Raw genomic sequence first — 23,974 nt, forward strand, 5'->3', positions numbered from 1 at the left:
AAGCAGCCGAAAGTGCGCACGGTACCGTTGCCACATGAGCACCCTTCAAGAAGTCGGCGAACGTGAATCCTGGCGCTGCTGGCTGTGTGACGAACCGGTCGATCCCGACATGTCCGTCAACGATCCGCGCGGCCCGAGTATCGACAGCATCAACACCGCGAAAAAGGGTGGCAAGACCAAAGGTGGCGTCGAACGCTTGGCGCACCGCGCGTGCAACACCAAGAAGGGTGCGGTCAAACCTGTTGTGGAGTGGCCGGATCGGCTGTTCGTCGTGGATCCCGCCCCGATCATCGGGGTCGTGGAGCAACTCGAGCGCAAGGGTGGCCGCGTCGCCGTCGCTCGCTGTCCCGGCAAGGACGACGCCCAGGAAGCGTCGGACTGGCTGATCGACCGGTTGTCACGTTTGGCTCCGTCGCTGAACGTGGAAACGAGCATCGACGCCGCGGGTGGGGGTTACCTGTTGGTCCTCAAAACCGTGTAGTAGCTCGGTTCCGAGTGCCGTCTTTCGCGGTACCTGTTCCGCCTCCAGTGTCGTCGGGGTACGGTCGAACCGAACATGAATCCGGTTTCGAGTGCGAAGGAATCCCGATGAACCTGGCATTGACCGACGAGGAACTAGCGTTCCGCGACGAGATGCGGACGTTCTTCCGTACGCAAATCCCCGCGGACATCAGGGAGGCGTACGCCCACGGCGAGGAATTGGGGCGCGACCGTATGGTCGAGGCGCAGCAGATCCTCAACGCTCACGGTCTGGCGGTACCGCACTGGCCGGTCGAGTGGGGCGGCAAGGACTGGACCCCGGTCCAGCACAACATCTGGCTCGACGAACTTCAGCTTGCGTCGGTCCCCGAACCGTTGGCGTTCAACGCCAACATGGTCGGTCCGGTCATCGCAGCCTTCGGCTCGCAGGAGCAGAAGGAGAAGTTCCTTCCCGCGACCGCGAACCTCGACATCTGGTGGTGCCAGGGATTCTCCGAACCCGAGGCCGGCTCCGACCTCGCTTCGCTCAAGACCCGCGCGGTCCGCGACGGCGACGACTGGGTCATCAACGGTCAGAAGACCTGGACGACGCTGGGACAGTACGCCGACTGGATCTTCTGCCTCGTGCGTACCAATCCCGATGCGCCCAAGCGCCAGGCAGGTATCTCGTTCATTCTGGTCGACCTGAAGACGCCTGGAGTCACGGTCCGCCCGATCAAGCTGATCGACGGCGGCTACGAGGTCAACGAAGTGTTCTTCGAGGACGTCCGCGTTCCGGGAGAGAACCTGGTCGGTGAAGAGAACCAGGGCTGGGGCTACGCCAAGTTCCTGCTCGGCAACGAGCGCACCGGTGTCACCCGCGTCGGTTTCTCGAAGGTTCGTCTGGCCCAGGCCAAGGCCCGCGCTGCCGAGGTCAAGGTCGGTAACGGGACCCTGCTCGAAGATCCGCTCTTCGCTGCTCGCCTCGCCGAACTCGAAAACGAATTGCTTGCCCTCGAGCTCACTCAGCTCCGGGTGGTCGCCAGTTCCGCTGACGGCCAGCCGAACCCGGCGTCGTCGCTGCTCAAGCTTCGTGGCTCCGAATTGCAGCAGGCGAGCGTCGAATTGCTGATGGACGTGGCCGGCCCTGATTCACTGCCGTACGACGCGGGCAGCGACATCGCCTCCGCGAGCTGGGCGCAGCACACTGCCCCGACGTACCTGAACTACCGCAAGGTATCCATCTACAGCGGATCGAGCGAAGTGCAGCGCAGCATCATCGCCTCCTCGATCCTCGGATTGTGAGGCGTGGCATGGACTTCGAACTGAACGACGAACAGAAGCTTCTCCGCGACACCACCAAGGACCTCCTCTCGCGCAGCTACGACGCCGAAAAGCGCAACGCGATCATCGACTCCGATCCAGGGTGGAGTCCGCAGGTCTGGAAGCAGTTGGCCGAGGTCGGCTTGCTCGGCCTGACGTTCTCCGAGGACGACGGCGGCATGGACGCGGGCCCGGTGGAAATCGGTGCGGTCATGACCGAGATCGGTCGACGCTTGGCCCCCGAACCGTTACTCGACGCGGTCGTGACGCCGGGCGGGCTCATCTCCGAAGGCGGCAGCGCAGAGCAGCGCTCGTCGATTCTTCCCGGAGTGTCCGAGGGCACCACGTTCCTCGCGTTCGCCGATCAGGAACCCGGAATCCGTTGGCCGGCAACCGAACGGGCCACCGCGGCGGCGCAGGTCGAGGGCGGCTGGACCATCACCGGTATCAAGAATCCCGTTGGCCACGGCGCGACTGCAGACATCTTGGTCGTGAGCGCTGCGCTCCCCGGCGGTGGCGTCGGACTGTTCCTCGTCAAGAGTGATGCCTCGGGCTTGGTATGCAAGTCCTACGCCACTCACGACGGTTTGCGCGGGGCGCAGATCGAGTTCACCGATACTCCCGCCGAAGCGCTCGGTGAGGGCGGAGACGCTTCTGCTCTGATCCAGGCCGCACAGATCCGTGAGCAGGCCGCGCTGTGCGCCGAGGCTGTCGGAGCAATGGAAGAGGCGCTGCGTCTGACCACCGAATACCTCAAGACGCGTAAGCAATTCGGTGTTCCGCTCGCGAAGTTCCAGACGCTGACGCACCGCGCCGCCGACCTGTACGTCTCGCTCGAGTTGGCACGCAGCATGAGTCTGTACGCAACGATGTCCCTTGCCGACGGCGTCGTCGATCCGGTGATCGCTTCGCGGGTGAAGTTGCAGATCGGGCGTTCGGCTCGGCTCATCGGCCAGGAAGCGATCCAGATGCACGGTGGCATCGGTATGACCGCGGAGTACCCGGTGGGTCACTACGTGAGCCGACTCGTCGCCATCGAGCACACCCTCGGCAGCACCGAAGACCATCTCCGGGTGTTGGCCGCCGGCGTGGCTGATCACGAGATGGTCAGCGTCGTCTGATCTTTCACGATCAACCGAAGGGTCGCATTCCGTTCGCGGAGTGCGACCCTTCGTCGTTCAGCGGTGAGAGCGTAAGACGTCCAAGCGGAGTTGACGCTGCTCGATGTTGACGGCGCTGTCGGTGAATGCTTGTTGCCACCCGGGGTCACTCGTTCGTGCCGCCGCGTCCTGCAGAAGCGGTACGGCATCGAAAGGGAAGCGCGCCTGCACGCTTCGCAGAGTGGAAAAGTGACTGTGCCGCGAGTGAATGCCCAAGTCCTCACCCGTCGCAGCATGCTCCATCGCTTCGTTCTCCAAGGCGTTCAACAACTTTTCGGCGACGGCGAGGGGCCATGGACGGTCGATGCCGTCGAGTAGTGCGCTGCCGTCGACGCCCAGAAGGTATTCGTCCGCGTGGCCGGCAACGATGTATTCGACGCGCTCGCGTGGGTCTGCGATGGCGACGATTCTCCGGTCGGTCGTGCGCCCGTCCCGCTCCAGAAATGCCGACGCCCACGCTGTGTTCTTCTGAAGAACTGTTGCAGCAGTCCATGATTCGATCATCACGGTGCGCCATTGCTTCTCGATGGGGATGGTGAGGGCCTCGCGTGGCGAACCGGCCATCGATTCCCACAGCGTCAGTGGAGTGGCGGTCACGACTTGCCGTAACCACCAGCGCCGGATGCCTTTGTTCTTGTAGTGGACGTCTTCGATGCCGTCACGAAATGCGAGGTCGTCGAGCGAGCCCGGCAATCGGACGGCAAGGCGCGGTCGCAACGGCTTCGTCTCGAGCCGGACCCACGACTTAGCCCGAGTGACCATGCGAGAGGCAAAAGGAGATCGGGGGAGTTGCCGTAGTAGTTGAATTGCACGCTCACGAACCCGCACGGCTGGATCGTCGAGTGCACGCTCGAGGAGGGTGTGATCGTGTTCACCCAGTCCGACCTCGAGGTGATCGAGGAAGTGCAGGCGGTTTGCGGTGGGCTCGTCGTCCCAGGCGATCTCGAGCTCCTCGCTCGCCAGTTCCGGGTCGACCGTACGTATGTAATCGAACCAGGCCGTACGGTCGTTCGGATCGGGCGATAGCCACAGTTCGTCCCGGCGTGACCCGATCCGCCGCAATTGGGCCCAATCGGGATTCTGCTCCGCCAGGTACTGCCCGCGTCGGCCGGCGAGGCGAAGGAGCGCCTCGCGGTGCTCGGGATACTTCAGCGCGGCTTCCATGAAGAGCGGAACACTGGCCGCGGGCGCGAGGAATCCGCGTTGGTCGGCCATCGCGAACCATTCCGCGAGAGTCCAGGAACGTACCTGCAACAACGACTGGAGTTGTTCGATCGCGAGATCGGGAAGTAGTGGTTGAACCGCTGGAGGAGTCCGCGGTGCGCGCGAGTGACCTGCTTGCGCGTCTGATCGCAGGGAGGTCACCCGCCTACGGTATGGCAGAGGTGCGTCGGCTTCGGGAGCAGGGGTCGGGCGCGTGTCGGCAGATTCTGGAACAGTGGTAACCGGCACCCAGCAGGAGGCGTGAGATGACGGATGGCCGTGAGATGGCAGACGGAAATGGCGACGTCTTTGTCGTGGCGTCGGTGACCGAACGGCGAACGCTCATCTCCACCCGAGTCAGGGAGTGGTGTGCGGCGGGGACCGTCGAGTCGAACCGGCCGGAGTTGTCCGACGATGTCGCATTGCTGATCGCCGGCGGCTATGCGGACGAGTCGACGCGGTCGATCCTGGCGAACCGGCGCACTGTCGGACGTTCGTTCCCGGAGATCGGCGGATTTTCCGAGTTGAGGTATCTCACCGACGAGCTGGCCCGCACCAGGCGTCGACTGCTCGCGACACGCATCGGTCCCGTTCAGGTTGTCCTCGAACGGCGGGTGCAGACGCTGGACAAGCGCGTTCAGTCGATGCGATCGGCGATCGTGCATTCCAATCGTCATTTCGCGAGCAGCGTCCGTGCCATCCGCAAGGACCGCCGCGACGGTCTCCATCTCGACGTCGAGCAGCGCGAGGCTCTCTTTGCCGGGCTCACCCGCACGCCGGTTCCGGCCAAGCTGCCGGTGGGTCTCGGTGTCGTGGCCAGCAGTGGAAACGCAGCACTCGACAAACTCGCCGCCCAGTTCGGGAAGGTCCAGGGAACCGGTGTCGTCGCCGATGCCGGAAGACGTATCGCGGAAGTCCTCGACGGACTGGTCGATTCCGAACCCGAAGGACGCGCCGGTGAGTACGACGCACTGCTTTACCTCGCCGGGAATCTTTTCGACCGGATCGAGAGTTCCAGCGCGTGGCATTCCGATCACTTCGTCATTCAACGTAATCAACTGGACTTGGCAGACGAGATCACGCAGATCGCGGTCGATACCGTAGCGCTGCGTTCGATACTCGCAGAGCTGGACGACGCGGCTGCGCTGGCACGCGACGAGGGAACGCGAGCCGGAATCGCTTCGCGAAGGGAAGCGCTCGGCACGGTCTGGGACCAGCTGGTCGAGCGCGTCGCGGCGCTCGCGCGGATCGGTGACCTGGTCGCACGGGCCGAGGATCAGTTGAGTTCGCAGCGTGCGGTTGCGCATGCAGCGAGCCTCGACAGCCGGATCGACGACCTCCTCGCGCGCTCTGGTTCACGTGAACTTTCGGCTGCCAACACGCACTACGTCGGGGATCAATTCGACGGTGTGGAAGAACTGATGTTCGCTCACCGGGCGGCTCTTTACGGGGACATTGCACTGCTGACCTCCGGGAACGAGCGTCGGGCGCCGTAGTCAGGCTGTCGCCGGAGCTGTAAGGTCGAAGGTACTGACCGGCCGCACGATCGAAGAACAGGCCGAGAATTCGCTCTTTGCTCGACCCCGATGCCGATCCGGTGATGCGGGCGTACCCGCTCGAGACAGGTCGATCATGGAAGACACCGCAAGCCGCGGCATCAATGCGTTCATTTCCGAAGCTACGCAGCGTGGGGGCAAGGCTGTCCGCCTCACGCACTCACGTCGTAATCCCGTCGAGGTGACGGGCGCAGACGGCATCAGCCGAATCGTCCGAGTGCGTTCCAAGCTCGACGGTGACTGGCAGGCCAGGCGTCAGGACGAGTCGCTCGAGAGCGACGACACGCGCTCCGAGTTCTGGGTGTTCGTCGACCTGGCTGCAGACCCGCACGAGTTCTTCATGCTGCCCTCCAACGAGGTCGCGGACGACATCCGTGCCGAGGTCGACCTGTGGATCATGGACAGCCCCGGACGCAATCGCACCGGACATCACGCGATTCCGCGCGGACGCGTCGTACACGGTCACGATCGTTGGGATGCGCTGGGACTGGCTGCGGTCAAGGATCCGAGCATTTACGTGGAGGCCCCGGTTGCGACCAAGCGCAAGACGTCGCCGGTCGCCGCGAAGAAGCGTCGCGCCAGCGGTGTCGAGGAGATCGAAGTTGTCGACAATCGCCTCGAGATGACGGCTGATTGCCATGGATACCGCTGGGTCGGACGCTTCGACGAAAGTACCGAGGTCGTCGAGATCATGCGCGGACCGATGGAAGGCCGCCGATTCCCTGATCCGACCGCGGCCGCCAATGCCGTGACCGGTCACATTTCAGGCGACACCGAGAGCCATGACGGCTGGTCGTTCTGGACGATCAACAACACGGCCCTCGGCGCTCATCTCAAAACTGCCTGATTTCAGGCGCCGACTGCCGCCGACACCCGTTCGAGAGTGTCCAGTTCATTCGACGACAGCACCAGATTCGGGGCGTCCAGTAGCGCCGGGAGTTGCTCCGGCCGGCTGACGCTCGCGATCGGTGCGGTGATGCCCGGTCGAGTCAGCAGCCAGGCCAGCGCGACGGTCGAGATCTCGCTTTCGTGTGCCTGCGCGATTGTTGCCAGTTCCGCGACGACGTCGAGTCCGGCGTCGCTGAAGTATCCGGCGGTCAGCCGTTCGCGGGAGCTGCCTTCGATGTCCGCGCGGGTCTTGTACTTTCCCGTCAGGAAGCCGGAAGCGAGAGCGAAGTACGGGAAGACGCTGATGTTGTTGTCGGTGGCGATCTGCGCGAGTTCGGGTTCGTACGACTTGCGGTGCACCAGGTTGTAGTGCGGTTGCAGCGCGATGGGCGCGGCGTAACCGTTCTCCTCGGTGATCCGCAGCCACTCCCGGACGCGGTCGGGGCTGTAGTTGGAGATTCCGAGATAGCGAACCTTGCCCGCGACGACCAACGCATTGAAGGCTTCGAGAGTTTCCTCGAGCGGAGTCTGCGGGTCGTCGAAATGTGCGTAGTACAGATCGATGCAGTCCGTCTGCAGGCGCTGCAGCGACGCCTCAGCTGCGGCCGCGATGTTGTCGGCCTTCAGTCCCTTGAAATCGGGATGGCTACCCACCTTGGTGGCGACGACGATGTCGTTCTGCAGTCCCCGATCGGTGATCCATTTCCCGATGATCGTTTCGGATTCCCCGCCGGAATTGCCGGGAGCCGACGCCGTGTACGAGTCGGAGGTGTCGATGAAGTTTGCACCGGCTTCGGCGAACGAGTCGAGGATCTCGAAGGACGTCTTCTCGTCTGCTGTCCATCCGAAAGGGTTGCCGCCCAAGCTAAGTCGGAAGATGTCGAGGTCCGAATTTCCGATGATCGCCACTGTGTGGAACTCCCGTCGATGAAGGTGGTCGCTGCATCCCGCACCGTACCCTCTCACGGCGCTGACGATGGCGCGCCCTCGCCAGGTTCGCCGAAAAATGTATCGGATCGTGATTGCCGCCGTCGGTGTTGGGTATGGCCTCAAATACTGAATTCTTCGATGGACTGCTGATAGGAGCGTCCGATGATGATTGTCGACGAAGCCACCCGCGTCGTTCGTGGTGTGGCAGACGCAACGACGACGGTGGCTGGAGCCGTCGGTGGCGGAGTGATCGGTGGAGTGACGGGCGGGATACGCGGAACGGCGGAGGGCGTCCGAGACGGAATTCGTGCGGGTAGTTCCTCGACGCCGACCGCGGTTCTCACGATGGCCGCCGTCGGCGCGGCGGGATTGGTGGAGTGGCCGGTGCTCTTGGCGGTCGGCGGCACGGCCCTGGTACTTCACGAATGGGATCGCAAGAGCGCGCGGCCCGATCGTGCGGTCAAGGCGGTTGGGCGCGCGACCAAGACGGAACCGGCCAAGAAGGAATCGAGCGGAAACTCCCACAAGGCGGCCAGTCGGTCGCAGGATCGAACTCACAGTTCTTCGCACACTCGATCCACTTCCTGATGTTCTCAGCGATGGCCCGGCGTGCGGTGTCGGTGGCAACTTTGCCGCCGCGCCTGGCGTTGTCGGGTCTGGCGTTGGTCGGTGGTTCGACGATTCCGCGAACCGCTGTCAGTGACGTGGCGCTGCGGACCGGCACTCTTGCGCTGGCGGGCGTCGGGATGATTCCTGCAGCAGCGGGATCGATTCTTCGTGCCCCGCGAATGCCGGGTTCCGCCTATGTCTCGGCGGCGGCGTCGGCGATCAATTATCAACCCCGGGTGCATCGGCGAATCGAACAGCGCCTTGGCCGTTCGCTCACCGACTTCGCATTGGAGTCGGCGACGTCGTTCGCGGATGTTCTGACCTACGCGCCTGCGTCATTGGGCGTGGATTTCGGGCTGCGGACGATGCTGCTACGCGAAACTCTGGCGGCGCGAAACTCTCGGCGGGTGCGGCCATTCGAATCTGGCGGTCGCGGTGCTTCCACGAGGCGTGACCCGAGTGGTCCGGGGGAGCGTTATGCCGACAGGATCGCTGGGGTTCAGCTGGCGGCTGGGGCTGCACTGGCTACCGTGTCTGCCGGCGGTGACACCGTTGCGACGAGCATCAAGGTTTCGGCGCCGCGGCCGCTTCGGATGTCACGCGAATCGTTCGCTGCTGGTTTGTCATACGGTCTGTGGCGGACGCACCACGTCGCCGTTTCGGACCCCGCGGCTCTACGCATGCTCGATCGTGTCGATACCGTCCTCGTCGATCCGAGTGTCCTCTTCGAAGACGCGCTCCGGGTTTCCGACATACGAGAGGTGTCCGAGTCGGACCGCGTCGTGGTGTGGGCACATGCCAGGGAAGCGCTTGACGCCGGCTCACTCGGGGTTGGAAGACACCGCATCGACGGCGCCGAAGTTGTCGTAAGACCGGTGCGAAAAGGGTTGGCGGAATCACTGATAGGTGAGATACGCGCGAGCGGAGTCGCAGCGGCCACGATCGACGACGACGGGCTCGGATCACTGCGAAGCGGATTCGACGAGCTCTATCCGGCGCCATCGACTCCCGAAGCCGGCCTGCGCGAAGCTCTCTCGGCACTGGTGGCCGAGGGTCGGACAGTTGCGATCGTGTCGAGTAGGGCGATAGCGGGGCAGGCAGTGCTACGCATCGGGATTTCACCACCGAGTGGCGAGCACGTGAGTGCCGACATCCACACCGACTTGGCCGGGGCGTGGCGGGTCGTCCATGCGCTCTCGGCTGCCCGAACAGCGACGAGGCGCGGCGTCGAACTCTCCTCGGGTTCTTCGGCATTGGGTGCCTTGATTATGCTTCCGGGAATTCGAGGGGCTGGGCCGGGGCCGGTCACGGCTGGTTCGGCCGCGGGACTGTGGACCGGATACACCCTGTCCCGATCTGTGATTCAGGCTCCCGCCCCTGTCGGTACTCCGAGCGATACCTGGCATGAGATGGACGGTGATTCTGTCGTTCGCGAACTCGCCGAATCCGTCCGGCATACACCGCGCCGCGCCGACGCTCGTGTGCGAGCGCCCGCACGCTTCAGGTTGATCCGTGACGGATTATCGGCGTTGCGAACAGAATTGGCGGATCCACTCACGCCGGTGTTGGCAACCGGCTCGGCGGCCAGTGCAGTCCTCGGTTCACCGGTAGACGCCGTCCTGGTCGGTTCGGTTTTGGTCGGCAATGCCGCGATGTCCGCTGTTCAACGACTTCATTCGGAACGGGCAGTGCAGCGACTTTTGCGGACTCAGGAACCGGTAGCTCGGCGAGTAACCAACGCCGGCACGGTCGAGACTGCGGCAGACGCGCTCGAACTCGGTGACGTCGTGGCCCTCGAGTCCGGGGACATCGTGCCCGCCGATTGTCGACTGTTGAGCGCCGAATCGCTGGAAGTCGACGAGTCGTCGTTGACGGGGGAGTCCATGCCCGTCGACAAGCAGACCGACCCGACCCCTGGGATGCCCCTGGCCGAGCGAAGGTGCATGGCCTATACCGGGACAACAGTGCTTGCCGGCTCCGGTCGTGGCGTGGTCACGGCCACCGGAGCTCGAACGGTGACCAGGCGCGCCGATGTCGGTGTATCCCGATCCGGACCTGCTGTGGGCCTGACCAACAGACTGCGCGAACTCACCAGGGCGACTCTGCCGGCCAGTATCGGAGGCGGAGCGTTGGTGACAGTCGCGGGTCTGATTCGTGGTACCGGTCTGCGCCGCGCCGTCACCGGAGGCGTGGCCGTTGCCGTGGCCGCCGTGCCGGAGGGATTGCCTCTGGTTGCGACCCTGGCTCAGCAGGCGGCAGCTCGAAGGCTCACTGCAGCAGGAGTGTTGGTGCGTGCTCCACGTTCGATCGAAGCGCTCGGCCGTGTCGACGTGGTCTGCTTCGACAAGACCGGAACCCTCAGCGAGAACAAGCTACGGGTGGCCGCGGTCGAACGCGTCGACGGTTGGGGCGAAAGTGAGATTTTGGAAGTTGCGGCGCGCAGTGCTCTGGGAAGTCGCGACGATCGCGTCTTTCATTCGACGGACGCCGCCGTCGTCGATGCAGCCGAACAAGCTCTGGACGAGGCTCGGGTTTTCGGTGATGCCGACGCGCTCAACCTCGTTCCGTTCAGGTCTGGGCGGCCGTACTCGGCAGCCCTACTGGGCAGACGGATCGCACTGAAGGGTTCACCGGAATTCGTGGCGGAGGCAGGGCGGGATCCGAATGCTGTGTCGGCGAGCCACGTTCAGAGCATGGCCGGACGCGGACTGCGGGTGGTTGCCGTCGCACAGCGCGAGTTGTCGGAACACGATGCGCGACGCGCTGCGGAGGACTCGGAATTTCTCGAACAGTGTTGCTCCGAGGGGTTGGAAGCGGTCGGCCTTCTCGGACTCTCGGACACGCTCAGACCCGAAGCAACGCAACTTGTTCGAGAACTTCAAGGCAACGGACAGCAAGTGCGCGTGCTGACCGGGGATCATCCGACAACAGCGGCGGCGGTCGCCACCGAACTGGGGATGGATGTGGCGCGCGAGGACGTGGTCACCGGTCCGGACTGGGAGAACTTCTCTCGCGCAGAACGACGGAACGCCGTCCGCGGCAGCAGCGTCTTTGCGCGCGTGACACCCGAGCAGAAGGTCGAGATCGTGCAAGCGTTGGAGACTGACGGGCGCGTGTGCGCCATGGTCGGTGACGGCGCGAACGATGCTGCGGCGATCCGAGTTTCCAGCGTGGGAATCGGGGTGGCGTCGACTGACAGCGATCCGGCGCGCGGCGCCGCAGACATCGTGCTCCTCGACGGCCGTGTCGGCGGATTGACCGACGCATTGGACGAGGGCAGTCAATTGTGGCGGCGGGTCAGATCAGCGGTGGGGGTTTTGCTCGGAGGCAACGCGGGTGAAGTCGCATTCGCTCTGATCGGTTCTGCGCTGTCCGGCGAATCACCGCTCAACGCAAGGCAGTTGCTACTGGTCAATCTGATGACGGACGCCTTGCCCGCTGCTGCGCTTGCGGTGAGCACCCCGTCCGAGAACGGATCCGAGAAGTCCGAACAGATGGACACTCATGCGTTGTGGCAGACGATCGCTGTCCGCGGTGGTGCCACGGCAATCGGTGCGCTGGCAGCGTGGCTTATGGCCCGGACGAGCGGCAGGCGGCGGCGAGCGTCGACGGTGGCGTTGGTTGCCCTGGTGGGCACCCAACTGGGGCAGACGCTGCTCGAATCGCGCAGTCCGCTGGTGGTCGCAACAGTTGCCGGGTCCGCTGCGGCGCTGGCGACGCTCGTCAGCACACCGGTGGTGAGCCAATTTCTCGGTTGCACGCCGCTCGGTCCGATTGGGTGGGGTCAAGCAGTGGGCTGTGCGTCGGCAGCGACGCTGCTGGCGGCGCTGGCTCCGCGGGTGTCGGAGCGGATCGCCGCAACTGAGGAGACTGGAACTGAGGAGAGCGCGGAAGGTCAGTCGACGATTCGCAAGATCCCGACGCGGACGAGCACCGCGTACACCTCCCGAACCGGGGGAGTCAGCGCTCGCGACAGCGTGGAAATCAGCGAAGCGGAAATCAAAGAAGCGGAAACCGGTGAATCGGACACGCTTGTGAGCGTCGCTGCTGGAAGTGACACGTCGCCGAACTCCCGGGCGACCCGAGATGAATCCTGAGGAATCGTGACATGTCCCAGAACACCGTCGACCACACGAACCCCGTCGATCACCGCGCGGTAGTGGAATCCGTCCGTTCGGCTCGGAGCTTCGAGTTGGAGCTACCGATCGTCGGTGCCATTCCGGTTCCGAGACCCGAGCAGATCGCCTATTTTGCGGTGATGGGACTGATGGTTGCGTTCGAGATCATCGAGTGGCCCGTGGCAGTCACCATCGCGGCGGGGCATCTGCTCGCAACAGAGCAGCACAATCACGTCCTCGAAGAGATCGGAGAGGCGCTCGAGGGCGTCTGAAGCCGGCGCGGTCCGGACACGAATCGAGCGGCCCCGCATTTCGCGGGACCGCTCGACGTGCGGAGAAACTTACTGCGCGAGTGCGCGCTTCATGCCGCGTTCGACTGCTGCGATGATCTGCGGACGCAGTTCTGCGGCAGGGACGATCTCATCCACCGAGCCGACCTCTCGGGCCCGCTGGATGTTGTGGATCGCTTCGAATTCGGATGCCACTTCGCCGAGCTTGTCGGAGCGGACGGCGATGCGCTGAGCGTTCAGTTCGACGCGCAGGTGTGCTTTCTCCGTGTCGTCCTTGGCTGCTGCCAAGTCTGCTTCCAGTTGCTGCACCTTCGGGTCGTTGTTGGTGCGGGTGTTCACCTCACGGGTGAAGACCACTGCGGCGGCGGGGGCGCCGCCGAGTACCGAGGCGAACGAACCTTCGACAGCAAGAACTTCCATGTTGTCGTTGAGCGCACCGGAGAATACGACGAACGCGCCGCCGTGGTAGCGGGAAACGACGCAGAACACGATCGGTCCGTCGAAGTTGACGATGGCGCGGCCGATCTCGGCGCCGTACTCGAGCTGGATGTTGCGCAGTGACTCCGGTGAACCGTCGAAGCCGGACAGGTTGGCCAGCACCACGATCGGACGGTTGCCGCTCGCAGCATTGATCGCGCGGGCCGTCTTCTTCGACGAGTTCGGGAACAGCGTTCCCGACGTCCAGGTGTCGGGACCGTCGGCGGGGAAGTGACCCTTACGCGGGATCGCGCGGGATTCGATGCCCACCACTGTGACCGGATGTCCGGCGAGGTGCGCGTCCAGAACGACAGAGGTGTCGGCGCCGGCCATGTCGGCCCAACGCTCGAGAACCGAGTGGTCCTGGTCGACCACCGAACGCATCACGGTGCGAATGTCGAAGGGCTTCTTGCGATCCGGGTTCTTCGCCGAGGAGAAGATGTCGCCGACCGTCTCGAAGTCGCTCGACGGGTGGGTGTGCGGGAAGCTACGCACGTCGCGATCGACTGGGTCCGTGGTCGCTGCGCGACGCGGGAACCTTTCGCCGGGAGCGAGGTACGAGTGTGCGTAGTGACGGAACAGGATCTCGCACGCCGCAGTGAGGTCGGGGGCCCAGTACTGCGCCTGGCCGTTGGGGCCCATGACGCGGTCGTAGCCACCGATACCGAAGTTGTCCTCGGCCGACACGCCACCGGAGTAGTCGAGAGACTGCTTGCCGGTCAGCACCATCGCGCTGTCCGGGGTCATCACCAGAATGCCCTTGGTGTGCATCAACATGGTGGCTTCGGCGTTCCAGTAGGGCTGAGCGCCGACGTTGATTCCCGTGACGACGATGTTGATCTCGCCACCGTTCTGGGTGAAGGTGATGATCCGGCGCAGGCCACGGGAGACCCAGTCCATGTTCTCGGTGCCGCTCTCCATCGAGATGGTGGCACCCGAGGACAGCGCAAACCACTCGACCGGAGCGTTCAACTTCTCGGCCAGGTCGATGGCAGCGACCACACGTGAGCATTCGGCCTCGGCCACGGTACCGAGCGCCTTGGTGGGGTCACCGAAGAGCGCGACACGGGTCATTCCCTCGGGATAGCGCGGCGTCGGAGTGTTCACGAGGCCGACGACGATGCCGGCCTTGTTGAGCCCGTACGGACGCTCGACAGGTGAGAGGACGCCCGCTTCGTCGAAGTCGTGCTCGACGAAGGTGCCCTTGGTGCCGGTCAGGAGCGGAATCAGCTCGTACGGGTACACCGTGCCGCGTGCCCGCGAACTCTGGACCTTCTGGGCGTACGCGTCGAGGGGGAGCAGCGGTTCAGTGGGAGGCGTGGTCTTGTTGATGACCACACCGGCACCTGCGCGGTAGGAGAATCGCAGCGCAACTTCCTTGGGCGCGCCGCCCTTTCGGTCCTTCAGGCGGGTGATGAGTGTGATCTCTTCGAGCCCGGCGCCGACGGTCAGTCGGGCTGCGTTCTGAGCGATCACGGAGAAGCGTTCGCTGGGAACGTCGGCGACCGGCCACACGTAGAGCACGACGCGGTTGGCTGCCAGTCGACGCTTGTCTCCGCGCTGGGACTGCGCACGGCGGATGCCGTCGAGGCAGGCGGCAAGAGTGCGCTCGATGGCCGGCAGCGCAACCATCTGACCTTCGTCGTCGAGCTGCGGTGTCACGTCACGGATTTCCGCGAGAGCGATCAGGCGCTCGTCCTTCGGGTTCTCCTTGGCGGAGAGGTGGAACAGGTAGGTGTTCTCCGGAGCCGGCAGACGCTTGCCGTTGAAGTTCTTCAGGCGCCACATGTCCAGACGCTGACCCGTGAGCGGATGCATGTCGCGGATGATGTTGTCCTCGACCAGTTCACCGTCGATCGGGCGGAAGGTGACCCAGCGGACCGGCTCCCCATTCGGATTGCAGATGATCACAGTCGCGCGGCGGGACCGGGTGATCGTCTCGTTGCGCGAGAGTTCGGTGCGCAGCGTCTCGACGAGCGTGTCGCCGTCGGCGGGCTGATTCGGCCAGTCGAGGTAGATGTCGACTACCAGGCCGCGACCGGATGGAGCATCCTGCGCGATCGTAGCGACATCGTCGAGAGCCGTTCCGAGAGCGTCGAATTCGGCCACCGTCGAGACGAGATGCAGCCCGTCGCCCTTGAGGTCGAAGTTACCGGTCACGAAACGGCGGTCGACGTGCTCGAAAACGCGGACGTCTTCGAAGGAGTGAATCTTGTAGTAGCGACGCGTGATGACCTCGAGTAGAGGGCCGCCATCGCGGTTGCCAAGGCCGATCTTTCGACCCAACAGGTCCAGGAGCGGTTCGGGAGTGGCGACGAGGTTGGCGATTCGCTCGTCGAAATCGGCAGCGTCCGGCTGCTCTTCGAGGTAGGCGAGGTTGCCGCGTACTCCGTCGTAAACGTCTTCGCGAACCTTGCGGATGCGCGGCTCGTCGAAGAACCGGAAGCGAAGGTTGCGGGCGACGTCGCCGATGACGGGGTAGCGGACCTGCGTCGCGACGATGAGTCGATCGAGAACCTCGTTGAGCTCCTGAGCCGAGCAACCGGGAGCCTTGTCGCCGACGAGCCAGCCTTCGAGAAGTGCTGCAATGACCGGGATCTGGGCTTCCATGCGCTGCAGAGCCAGGAAGAGTCGGTACACCGCTTCCTCTACGGCCTGGCGATCTTCCAGATCGGTGACGTCGTAGTGGCGAAGTGCCCGTTCGAGTCTCGTGCGGAACGACGCCGGCAAACCTTCGCGCTCGGAGTCGAGTGAGTGCAGGAAGGTGTGGAAGTGCTCGCGGGGGCTGTGGACGGATTCGTCCTTCGCGGACTCACCCGAGGTGGGCTTGTTGCGCGAGAGTTCGCAGATGTCGGCGAAGGTGGTCAGCACAGCCAGTTCGGCCTGTACCAGTTCGCGGTCCTCGGATTCGAGTGCGCTGCGAAGTGCGTCGTACTCGGCCAGAACAGCGTTTGCGTGCTTACCGCTGACGTCGTAGCCACTGATCATCGCGGTCAGTGCTTCGAGCTGTGCCAACGCGTCGTCACGGGCGTCGGAACCGGAAGTTGCTGCCGGAAGATCGAATTGGACTCGCGGAGCCTTCTCCGTGACAGCTTCCTCGCTGACCTGGTCGACGCGCAGGAGCGGCGCGCCGGCATCGACCTGAGAGTTGACGGTAGCGAGAACTTCACGCACCTTGCCCGCGTACGGTGCGCGAACTGCGGTCTCCATCTTCATGGATTCGAGTACGACCAGGGTGGAGCCGGCTTCGACGTCGTCGCCGACCGCGACCGGTACAGCCACCACGACGGCGGGAGCCGGCGCGCGGACCACTCCGGCGTCGTCCTGGCTGATCTGGTGGCTGATGCCGTCGACCTCGACGAGATAGCGAGCCGGGCTCACGACGGAAACGACGTGGAAGCGCCGATCACCGATCACCAGCCGTGACTCGAAGTCGCCGAGACGATCGACGTCGACCTCGATGTCGCCGGCGTCTCCGTCGACGCGGTAGCGGTGCGGGCCGATACGCCCGACGGTCAGTTTGTATGCCTGACCTTGGTAGTTGAGCTCGACACTACGGCCGATCGCGTGATTGGCGCGGGGACGGCCGCCACGTGCCGAGGCGAGGAAGGCCGCACGCTCGAGGGACTCCTCGGCGTCGTAAGCATCGATGGCGGTGGCGATCAGTGCGACGTCCGCGCGGCGCGTGGTTCCGGTGAGGGCGCCCGTGCGGTCGAGCCAGCCGGTATCCGCGGATGCCGAGATGACCTCGTCGCGATCGAGTAGATCGAGGAGGAACGACTTGGTGGTGGTGCCGCCGTCGAGTACGACTGTGGTTTCACGAAGGGCGGTACGCAGGCGCGCAAGTGCCTCGGAGCGGTTGCGGCCCCAGGCGATGACCTTCGCGACCATCGAGTCGTAGTCGGGCGGAATGACGTCCCCGGCAGCGATGCCGGTGTCGACCCGGATGCCGGAGCCGAGCGGGAACTTGAGGAGCTGAACCGTGCCGGGTGCCGGCGCGAAATCGTTGTCCGCGTCCTCGGCGTTGAGACGGGCTTCGACGGCGTGGCCGAATGCGGGCGGGCAGTCACCGACCAATTCGTCACCACTGGCGACCAGAATCTGCAGTTTGACGAGGTCGATTCCGGTGGTGACCTCGGTGATCGGGTGCTCGACCTGCAGGCGGGTGTTGACCTCGAGGAACGTGAAGAGCTTGTTCTCGGGCTGGTAGAGGTATTCGACCGTGCCTGCGCCCTGGTATCCGGCTGCCTTGACCAGTTCGGCGGACACCTTCTTGAGGTGGTCAGACTGTTCTTCGGTCAGGACGGGGGAGGAGGATTCTTCGATGACCTTCTGGTTGCGACGCTGAATCGAGCAGTCGCGAACGCCCGGAGCCCAGACATTGCCGTGGTTGTCGGCGATGACCTGTACCTCGACGTGGCGTGCATCGGTGACAAGGCGTTCGAGGAAGACGACGGGGTCGCCGAAGGACCGCTCTGCTTCGCCCTGCGTGCGCTCGAGTGCAACTTCGAGTTCGTCTTCGGCCCAGACTTTGCGGATACCGCGTCCACCGCCGCCGCTTCGGGCCTTGATGATCAGGGGGTATCCGATGGACTGAGCATGACGACGAGCGTCGGCGCGCGTTTCGACCGGTCCGCCGCTCCACGGGGCGACAGGTACGCCGACCTTCTCGGCCAGGATCTTGGCGGCAACCTTGTCTCCGAGCAGGCGCATCGCGTCGGCGCTCGGGCCGATGAACGTGATGCCCAGTTTCGCGACGATCTCGGCGAAGGCGGGATCCTCGGCCACGAAGCCCCAGCCGACCCAGACTGCGTCGGCCTTGGCTGCGAGGAGTGCTCGCTCGAGTTCGGCGTAGTCGAGATACGGGCTGCCGGTGCCGGTGCCGCGCAGGGTCACACCCTCGTCGGCCTGGCGGACGAACATGGCGCGGCGCTCGGCCTCGGTGTGCAGTGCAATGACGCGAATGCCGCAGTCGTGTTCGGCGTTCAGTTCGCGTACAGCCCTGATCAGCCGGACCGCGGCCTCACCTCGATTGACCACTGCGATTCGTTTGAACATTGTCACTGCCACCGTCCTTGATGAGATTCTTCGTCACGTACGTTGCGATATGAGCCGACCGTGTCCCACATACCCGGATTACCTGGTTCGTGAACTACGCCGCGATGCGCTGTGTTTCCCCCGGTTGCGCGTCGGCAAGTGATTGCCCTTCCGGTTCGTAGAGTCCCCTGCGCTCAGGCACGGCGTGCCTTGTACGCCACCCTGCAGGCGTGGACTCAGAACCGCTCCAATCACGAATCAGCAACATATTGTGTCTGCTTCCAGGGAATCCCTGGTTTATCTAAGAATGCAGTATGTCGACGCTCATGTCACCTGGGCGAATTGAAGAATATTAGTCAACGTGAACCACGGTTACACTTATAGCGTTAAATCATTGCAGTGCAATGGAATTCGACCCTGTGACGCGGATCACGATGGTAATGAAATTGGCAAGAAAGTGAATACTCACTGGTAACAAAATCGCGTATTCGGAGAATTCGCCCGATTGCTCGATTATTACTGATCGGTACTACTGGCGAGTATTTTCTATGTCCCCTCGGACTGTATTCGAGAAATCGCCTTCGATGGTTGCAATGTGCTGTGCGATCGCGTCGAGTCCTGCGGGAGGGAGCTGCAATGCGTTGGCGAGAGCAAGCGAAGCCCGCTTGAAGTGCTCCACGAGTGGTTCGTACTTCGTGACCAGCCTCAGCCTGTCGGTCTCGCTCAGGTACTTCACGCTTCCCGCGTTGTCGACGAAGTCGCTGAACTTCACGAGGAACACTGCGGGATCCGCGATCGCGCGGATGACGTGATCCTGGTAGCCGGTGGTGTTGTCGTGCGGGTAGTCGATTGGATTGGTCACTGCCTCAACAAGTTCGGAGATTCTGTGGCCGAAGTGCGAGGCGATGAGTGTTGACGCACGTTCTTGCGCTTCGGATGCAGACATGTCGTCCGCAGTCCGGCCACCGAGGAGTGCGATGACGGCGTGTGGTCGGTCCTCGACCGTGTCGTGAAGCGCGGTTGCGCTCAGGATCTCGACATCAGAGCACCCGTACCGAAGCAGCCGCAACACATTTCGTAGGGGATGAACGATGTAGGGATCCTCGTTTGACTTGATCCCGTTCTTTCTGAACTGATCGAGGTGCGCGAGGGTCGCGACCTCCATGGCGAGCCGCAAGGTTTCACCCGGGAGAGCCATCTCGTCGACGGCGCTCTCGATCGCGAAGACCAGCGTCGCTGCGTCCATTTCCTTCAGAGGTAGCTGGTCGAATGCAGATCTGATCGGGTCGGAGTGGCTCATGGCGAACAGCCTTTCGTTTGGTGTAGATGTCGCGACGAAAGTCTTTGTGAGAATCTGCCCTCGAACCGTGGTCGTGACTGGGCGTGGGGCGGAAGTCAGAATCATCTTGATTCTATCCGGCGACTACGACAGCAAGTGTTCCTAGCGTTGTGATCGAGGTGGGCGGGGAGTTTCGGTCGCCTCCATCACTGGAAGACTTGGATAGGAAGAGGTTCGATGACCACGGAGGCGACCCTGGCGTCGTTTGTCGAGACTGTTGACACGGATGTCGACATCCATCCACTGGACGATCCTGTGCGACAAGGTCTTCGCGGACATCATGCGCAATTCGCTCGCTGGGCAGGGAGAGTTGCGCGATACGACCCGACAGTCGCTCCGTTTGTCGGTCATCCGCCCGAGTTGGACGCCGAAGACTGGGAGAACCTACGCACACTCGTAGGTCCAGGCGGCACAGTAGGTTTACGAGGATTTGATCATCAGCCGCCGGAAGGGTGGCGCGTTGTGGATCAGTTCGGCTCGGTGCAAATGGACGGTTCCGCACTCGAAGTCTCCGTTGATCCGTCGGTCGAACTTCTCGGAAGGGGCGACGTTCCCGAAATTCTGGCGTTGATCGAGCGCACCAAGCCCGGACCGTTTCTTCCTCGTACCGTCGAGATGGGGAGCTACTACGGCATTCGCGTCGACGGAAGACTTGTTGCCATGGCGGGGGAGCGGTTGCACCCTCCGGGATGGACGGAAATCAGTGCGGTGTGCACCGACAGCGACTTCCGAGGTCGAGGCCTGGGTACGACGCTGATCCGTGCCGTCGCTGCCGGGATTCGCGAACGCGGCGAGCTGCCGTTTCTCCATGCAGTGCAATCGAATACGAATGCAATCAGACTCTACGAATCACTGGGGTTCGTTCTTAGGAAGAGATCCCGGTTGACCGCGGTGCAGGCGCCGGCCTGATCGAATTCTCGCCGACGCCTGTGTTTCGGGCGCTCGGCCACTAGTCTGAACAAATGACAGTCGATCAGGCGTTGGACAGTGATTTCCTCACTCTTGCCGATCCGTACCGCCGCGAGTTGCTGGCGCACTGCTATCGCATGATGGGGTCGATTCACGACGCCGAAGACCAGGTCCAGGAGACGTTCATCCGGGCTTGGCGCGGGTTCGAAGGTTACAAAGGCCAGTCGTCGCTCAGGACCTGGCTCTATCGCATCGCGACGAATACGTGCCTGACCGCGCTGGAGGGGAGATCGAGGCGTCCACTCCCGACCGGCCTCGGTGCACCTAGTTCGGACCCGGCCGACGATTTGATCGAGCGCAACGAGATTGCCTGGTTGGAACCGATCGCGGATTCTGCGTTGGGCGACGTCAATGATCCCGCCGTCATGGTCGTCAATCGCGATTCGGTCAGGCTCGCGCTTGTTGCCGCGCTGCAGCACTTGTCCGCGCGCCAACGTGCGGTTCTGGTTCTGCGTGACGTTCTGCAGTGGAAGGCATCGGAAGTTGCGGAGGCGCTGGACACCACAACCACTGCGGTGAACAGCCTGCTGCAGCGGGCTCGCGCGCAGATCAATCACATCGGGCCCACTGAGGACGATCTCGTGGAACCGACTACCGAGGCTGCCCGGAAGTTGCTCCGCGACTACGTGCACAGCTTCGAAAGCTACGACGTCGAGGCAATCGTTGAGCTGTTCACGCGGGAAGCCATCTGGGAGATGCCTCCGTTCGAGGGTTGGTACCAGGGCCCCGAGGCAATCGGGCAGCTCATCGGAACCAAATGCCCGGCCGACGGACCAGGCGCTATGCGGCTGCTACCGACCGCCGCCAACGGCCAGCCGGCGTTCGGCCTTTATATGCGCGAGCCCGATGGGGTTCACCGTGCTTTCCAGTTGCACGTTCTCGATGTCACCGAGTCCGGGATCTCGCACGTCACGTGTTTCTTCGATCTGAGTCTGTTCGCACGGTTCGGATTGCCTGCCGAGCTGTAGGGGCAAGGAGTTGCGCGAGCCCTCCGGTATGGAGGGACCCGCGCGGCTACTCGTTACTGCTGTTGCTCTGCGTTACTGCTGGGGAACAGTCGCAGCCGGGTCCATCCACATGACCTCCCAGACGTGATTGTCGAGGTCGCGGAACGCGCGTCCGTACATGAAGCCGTGATCCTGGGGCTCCATCCACTTGCTACCGCCGGCAGCGATCGCCGCGTCGACGAAGGTGTCGACTTCTTCCCTGCTGTCGGCTGACACGCACATCAATGCTTCTCGAGCTTTCGACGTGTCACAGATGTCGTCGGCGATGAAGTCCCCGAAACGGGGTTCGTTCAGGAACATGACGGTGGCGGAATCACTGACGATCATCGAGACAGTGTTCTCGTCACTGAACATGTCGTTGAACTCGAAGCCGAGGCCGCTGAAGAACGCCCGGGTAGCGGCGACGTCCTTGACCGGCATGTTGACGAAGAGAAGACGAGACATTGGGTGCTCCTTGAAGTCGGTTGACTTATTACTGAACGCTTCGGTTCCTGTTGGTTCCTGCTCATACAGACCGCAGTGGGCGCGGAAAGTCATCGCGAGAGGCAAAAATTCGAGGAAACTATCGGCTGTTAACCCGCTTCAGTGCTCTGACCTGGCGATTTGGTGTTGTGTTGATCTTCGCGTAACTTTGTCCAGGTCAGAGCGACACGGACACCGACTCCCACCTGCGAGGGTGAGTGACACGAGGTTGTACGAAGTGCCTGGCGAACACAATCCAGTTTTTCTTCACGGGTTCCGGTTTGCGCCGGTGACCTGGTTGGGATAGGCTGGAAAAGTTGCCCCGGAGCGGCGGCCATAGGGTCGTGGTGATGGTGTGTGCGTGTTCTTTGAGAACTCAACAGTGTGTCGATGAATGTCAGTGCCAAATATTTTTTTGGTACTTCACATGCGAATGATCAACCGCCTCTTGGGGTTTGGTTGGTTTGTGTGTGGTGTGAGTATTTTTCGTCGGTGATTGTTCATTCTTCCGTCTGAATGGTTGCCGACACATTTTTTGCTAGTTGAGTTTTTTTGCTAGTGATTTGACTCTTTTTGTCTATGACTGATTAGCAGTTTCGGCTGTGAAATCTAGAGTCTTCAACGGAGAGTTTGATCCTGGCTCAGGACGAACGCTGGCGGCGTGCTTAACACATGCAAGTCGAGCGGTAAGGCCTTTCGGGGTACACGAGCGGCGAACGGGTGAGTAACACGTGGGTGATCTGCCCTGCACTTCGGGATAAGCCTGGGAAACTGGGTCTAATACCGGATATGACCTCCTATCGCATGGTGGGTGGTGGAAAGATTTATCGGTGCAGGATGGGCCCGCGGCCTATCAGCTTGTTGGTGGGGTAATGGCCTACCAAGGCGACGACGGGTAGCCGACCTGAGAGGGTGACCGGCCACACTGGGACTGAGACACGGCCCAGACTCCTACGGGAGGCAGCAGTGGGGAATATTGCACAATGGGCGAAAGCCTGATGCAGCGACGCCGCGTGAGGGATGACGGCCTTCGGGTTGTAAACCTCTTTCAGCAGGGACGAAGCGCAAGTGACGGTACCTGCAGAAGAAGCACCGGCTAACTACGTGCCAGCAGCCGCGGTAATACGTAGGGTGCAAGCGTTGTCCGGAATTACTGGGCGTAAAGAGTTCGTAGGCGGTTTGTCGCGTCGTTTGTGAAAACCAGCAGCTCAACTGCTGGCTTGCAGGCGATACGGGCAGACTTGAGTACTGCAGGGGAGACTGGAATTCCTGGTGTAGCGGTGAAATGCGCAGATATCAGGAGGAACACCGGTGGCGAAGGCGGGTCTCTGGGCAGTAACTGACGCTGAGGAACGAAAGCGTGGGTAGCGAACAGGATTAGATACCCTGGTAGTCCACGCCGTAAACGGTGGGCGCTAGGTGTGGGTTCCTTCCACGGAATCCGTGCCGTAGCTAACGCATTAAGCGCCCCGCCTGGGGAGTACGGCCGCAAGGCTAAAACTCAAAGGAATTGACGGGGGCCCGCACAAGCGGCGGAGCATGTGGATTAATTCGATGCAACGCGAAGAACCTTACCTGGGTTTGACATATACCGGAAAGCTGCAGAGATGTGGCCCCCCTTGTGGTCGGTATACAGGTGGTGCATGGCTGTCGTCAGCTCGTGTCGTGAGATGTTGGGTTAAGTCCCGCAACGAGCGCAACCCCTATCTTATGTTGCCAGCACGTTATGGTGGGGACTCGTAAGAGACTGCCGGGGTCAACTCGGAGGAAGGTGGGGACGACGTCAAGTCATCATGCCCCTTATGTCCAGGGCTTCACACATGCTACAATGGCCAGTACAGAGGGCTGCGAGACCGTGAGGTGGAGCGAATCCCTTAAAGCTGGTCTCAGTTCGGATCGGGGTCTGCAACTCGACCCCGTGAAGTCGGAGTCGCTAGTAATCGCAGATCAGCAACGCTGCGGTGAATACGTTCCCGGGCCTTGTACACACCGCCCGTCACGTCATGAAAGTCGGTAACACCCGAAGCCGGTGGCTTAACCCCTTGTGGGAGGGAGCCGTCGAAGGTGGGATCGGCGATTGGGACGAAGTCGTAACAAGGTAGCCGTACCGGAAGGTGCGGCTGGATCACCTCCTTTCTAAGGAGCAT

The 23,974-nt window shown here is 62.7% G+C and carries 15 protein-coding genes and 1 rRNA gene; 11 read left to right on the forward strand and 5 right to left on the reverse strand.

Going from position 1 to position 23,974, the window contains the following annotated elements; all coding sequences use genetic code 11:
• Positions 1-34 precede the first annotated feature (34 nt).
• From EEB12_RS25085 to EEB12_RS25095, 3 genes are all read left to right on the forward strand, one after another.
• Positions 35-481 carry a hypothetical protein gene (locus tag EEB12_RS25085; RefSeq protein WP_020970172.1) on the forward strand — a complete coding sequence of 149 codons (447 nt, stop codon included), beginning with the start codon at positions 35-37 and terminating at the stop codon, positions 479-481.
• 107 nt (positions 482-588) lie between these two features.
• The gene (locus tag EEB12_RS25090; RefSeq protein WP_007736177.1) at positions 589-1,764 is read left to right on the forward strand and encodes an acyl-CoA dehydrogenase family protein; all 1,176 of its coding nucleotides are present in this window, start codon (positions 589-591) and stop codon (positions 1,762-1,764) included.
• Between the two features lie 8 nt (positions 1,765-1,772).
• Complete coding sequence (locus tag EEB12_RS25095) at positions 1,773-2,903, forward strand: acyl-CoA dehydrogenase family protein (RefSeq protein ID WP_141488669.1); 1,131 nt, start codon at positions 1,773-1,775, stop codon at positions 2,901-2,903.
• A gap of 57 nt (positions 2,904-2,960) precedes the next feature.
• On the opposite strand, the gene EEB12_RS25100 is transcribed toward EEB12_RS25095, so the two are convergent.
• Positions 2,961-4,307, reverse strand: coding sequence for a DUF5691 domain-containing protein (locus EEB12_RS25100; RefSeq protein ID WP_141488670.1), 1,347 nt, complete (start codon positions 4,305-4,307; stop codon positions 2,961-2,963).
• 104 nt (positions 4,308-4,411) lie between these two features.
• Here EEB12_RS25100 and EEB12_RS25105 point away from each other — a divergent pair, with 104 nt between their 5' ends.
• Together EEB12_RS25105 and EEB12_RS25110 are read left to right on the forward strand one after the other, a co-directional pair.
• Complete coding sequence (locus EEB12_RS25105; protein WP_141488671.1) at positions 4,412-5,641, forward strand: hypothetical protein; 1,230 nt, start codon at positions 4,412-4,414, stop codon at positions 5,639-5,641.
• A 136-nt stretch (positions 5,642-5,777) separates the two neighbouring features.
• The gene (locus EEB12_RS25110; protein ID WP_019749294.1) at positions 5,778-6,548 is read left to right on the forward strand and encodes a hypothetical protein; all 771 of its coding nucleotides are present in this window, start codon (positions 5,778-5,780) and stop codon (positions 6,546-6,548) included.
• Between the two features lie 2 nt (positions 6,549-6,550).
• On the opposite strand, the gene EEB12_RS25115 is transcribed toward EEB12_RS25110, so the two are convergent.
• Positions 6,551-7,498, reverse strand: coding sequence for an aldo/keto reductase (locus EEB12_RS25115; protein ID WP_141488672.1), 948 nt, complete (start codon positions 7,496-7,498; stop codon positions 6,551-6,553).
• A gap of 183 nt (positions 7,499-7,681) precedes the next feature.
• Here EEB12_RS25115 and EEB12_RS25120 point away from each other — a divergent pair, with 183 nt between their 5' ends.
• From EEB12_RS25120 to EEB12_RS25130, 3 genes are read left to right on the forward strand one after another with little or no spacing between them, the layout of a single operon-like run.
• Positions 7,682-8,107: a hypothetical protein gene (locus EEB12_RS25120; protein ID WP_020908416.1), complete on the forward strand. Its 426-nt coding sequence runs from the start codon at positions 7,682-7,684 to the stop codon at positions 8,105-8,107.
• Positions 8,107-12,225, forward strand: coding sequence for a cation-translocating P-type ATPase (locus tag EEB12_RS25125; RefSeq protein ID WP_141488673.1), 4,119 nt, complete (start codon positions 8,107-8,109; stop codon positions 12,223-12,225). Before EEB12_RS25120 ends, EEB12_RS25125 begins: the two co-directional genes overlap by 1 nt.
• A gap of 11 nt (positions 12,226-12,236) precedes the next feature.
• Positions 12,237-12,518: a hypothetical protein gene (locus EEB12_RS25130; protein WP_030536904.1), complete on the forward strand. Its 282-nt coding sequence runs from the start codon at positions 12,237-12,239 to the stop codon at positions 12,516-12,518.
• Between the two features lie 69 nt (positions 12,519-12,587).
• Here the strand turns inward: EEB12_RS25130 and EEB12_RS25135 are convergent, their stop codons facing one another.
• Entirely contained in the window at positions 12,588-18,071 is a 5,484-nt protein-coding gene (locus EEB12_RS25135) for a carboxyl transferase domain-containing protein (RefSeq protein WP_141488732.1), read from the reverse strand.
• Between the two features lie 508 nt (positions 18,072-18,579).
• The gene (locus EEB12_RS25140; protein ID WP_019749288.1) at positions 18,580-19,350 is read right to left on the reverse strand and encodes an HD domain-containing protein; all 771 of its coding nucleotides are present in this window, start codon (positions 19,348-19,350) and stop codon (positions 18,580-18,582) included.
• 216 nt (positions 19,351-19,566) lie between these two features.
• Here EEB12_RS25140 and EEB12_RS25145 point away from each other — a divergent pair, with 216 nt between their 5' ends.
• Complete coding sequence (locus tag EEB12_RS25145; RefSeq protein ID WP_029255775.1) at positions 19,567-20,298, forward strand: GNAT family N-acetyltransferase; 732 nt, start codon at positions 19,567-19,569, stop codon at positions 20,296-20,298.
• 53 nt (positions 20,299-20,351) lie between these two features.
• The gene (locus EEB12_RS25150; RefSeq protein WP_020970164.1) at positions 20,352-21,326 is read left to right on the forward strand and encodes a sigma-70 family RNA polymerase sigma factor; all 975 of its coding nucleotides are present in this window, start codon (positions 20,352-20,354) and stop codon (positions 21,324-21,326) included.
• A gap of 72 nt (positions 21,327-21,398) precedes the next feature.
• Here the strand turns inward: EEB12_RS25150 and EEB12_RS25155 are convergent, their stop codons facing one another.
• A complete protein-coding gene (locus EEB12_RS25155; protein ID WP_003945103.1) occupies positions 21,399-21,809 on the reverse strand; it encodes a VOC family protein in 411 nt (136 codons plus the stop codon).
• A 636-nt stretch (positions 21,810-22,445) separates the two neighbouring features.
• Here EEB12_RS25155 and EEB12_RS25160 point away from each other — a divergent pair.
• Positions 22,446-23,963: ribosomal RNA gene (locus EEB12_RS25160) — 16S ribosomal RNA — on the forward strand.
• Positions 23,964-23,974 lie beyond the last annotated feature (11 nt).

Origin of the sequence: Rhodococcus sp. WS1 (assembly GCF_003797745.1) — a bacterium.
Classification (GTDB): domain Bacteria; phylum Actinomycetota; class Actinomycetes; order Mycobacteriales; family Mycobacteriaceae; genus Rhodococcus_F; species Rhodococcus_F erythropolis.

Coding starts and splice junctions, on each gene's coding strand:
- EEB12_RS25085 (WP_020970172.1), top strand. CDS start 35: ATGAGCACCCTTCAAGAAGTCGGCGAACGTGAATCCTGGCGCTGCTGG.
- EEB12_RS25090 (WP_007736177.1), top strand. CDS start 589: ATGAACCTGGCATTGACCGACGAGGAACTAGCGTTCCGCGACGAGATG.
- EEB12_RS25095 (WP_141488669.1), top strand. CDS start 1,773: ATGGACTTCGAACTGAACGACGAACAGAAGCTTCTCCGCGACACCACC.
- EEB12_RS25105 (WP_141488671.1), top strand. CDS start 4,412: ATGACGGATGGCCGTGAGATGGCAGACGGAAATGGCGACGTCTTTGTC.
- EEB12_RS25110 (WP_019749294.1), top strand. CDS start 5,778: ATGGAAGACACCGCAAGCCGCGGCATCAATGCGTTCATTTCCGAAGCT.
- EEB12_RS25120 (WP_020908416.1), top strand. CDS start 7,682: ATGATGATTGTCGACGAAGCCACCCGCGTCGTTCGTGGTGTGGCAGAC.
- EEB12_RS25125 (WP_141488673.1), top strand. CDS start 8,107: ATGTTCTCAGCGATGGCCCGGCGTGCGGTGTCGGTGGCAACTTTGCCG.
- EEB12_RS25130 (WP_030536904.1), top strand. CDS start 12,237: ATGTCCCAGAACACCGTCGACCACACGAACCCCGTCGATCACCGCGCG.
- EEB12_RS25135 (WP_141488732.1), bottom strand. CDS start 18,071: ATGTTCAAACGAATCGCAGTGGTCAATCGAGGTGAGGCCGCGGTCCGG.
- EEB12_RS25140 (WP_019749288.1), bottom strand. CDS start 19,350: ATGAGCCACTCCGACCCGATCAGATCTGCATTCGACCAGCTACCTCTG.
- EEB12_RS25145 (WP_029255775.1), top strand. CDS start 19,567: ATGACCACGGAGGCGACCCTGGCGTCGTTTGTCGAGACTGTTGACACG.
- EEB12_RS25150 (WP_020970164.1), top strand. CDS start 20,352: ATGACAGTCGATCAGGCGTTGGACAGTGATTTCCTCACTCTTGCCGAT.
- EEB12_RS25155 (WP_003945103.1), bottom strand. CDS start 21,809: ATGTCTCGTCTTCTCTTCGTCAACATGCCGGTCAAGGACGTCGCCGCT.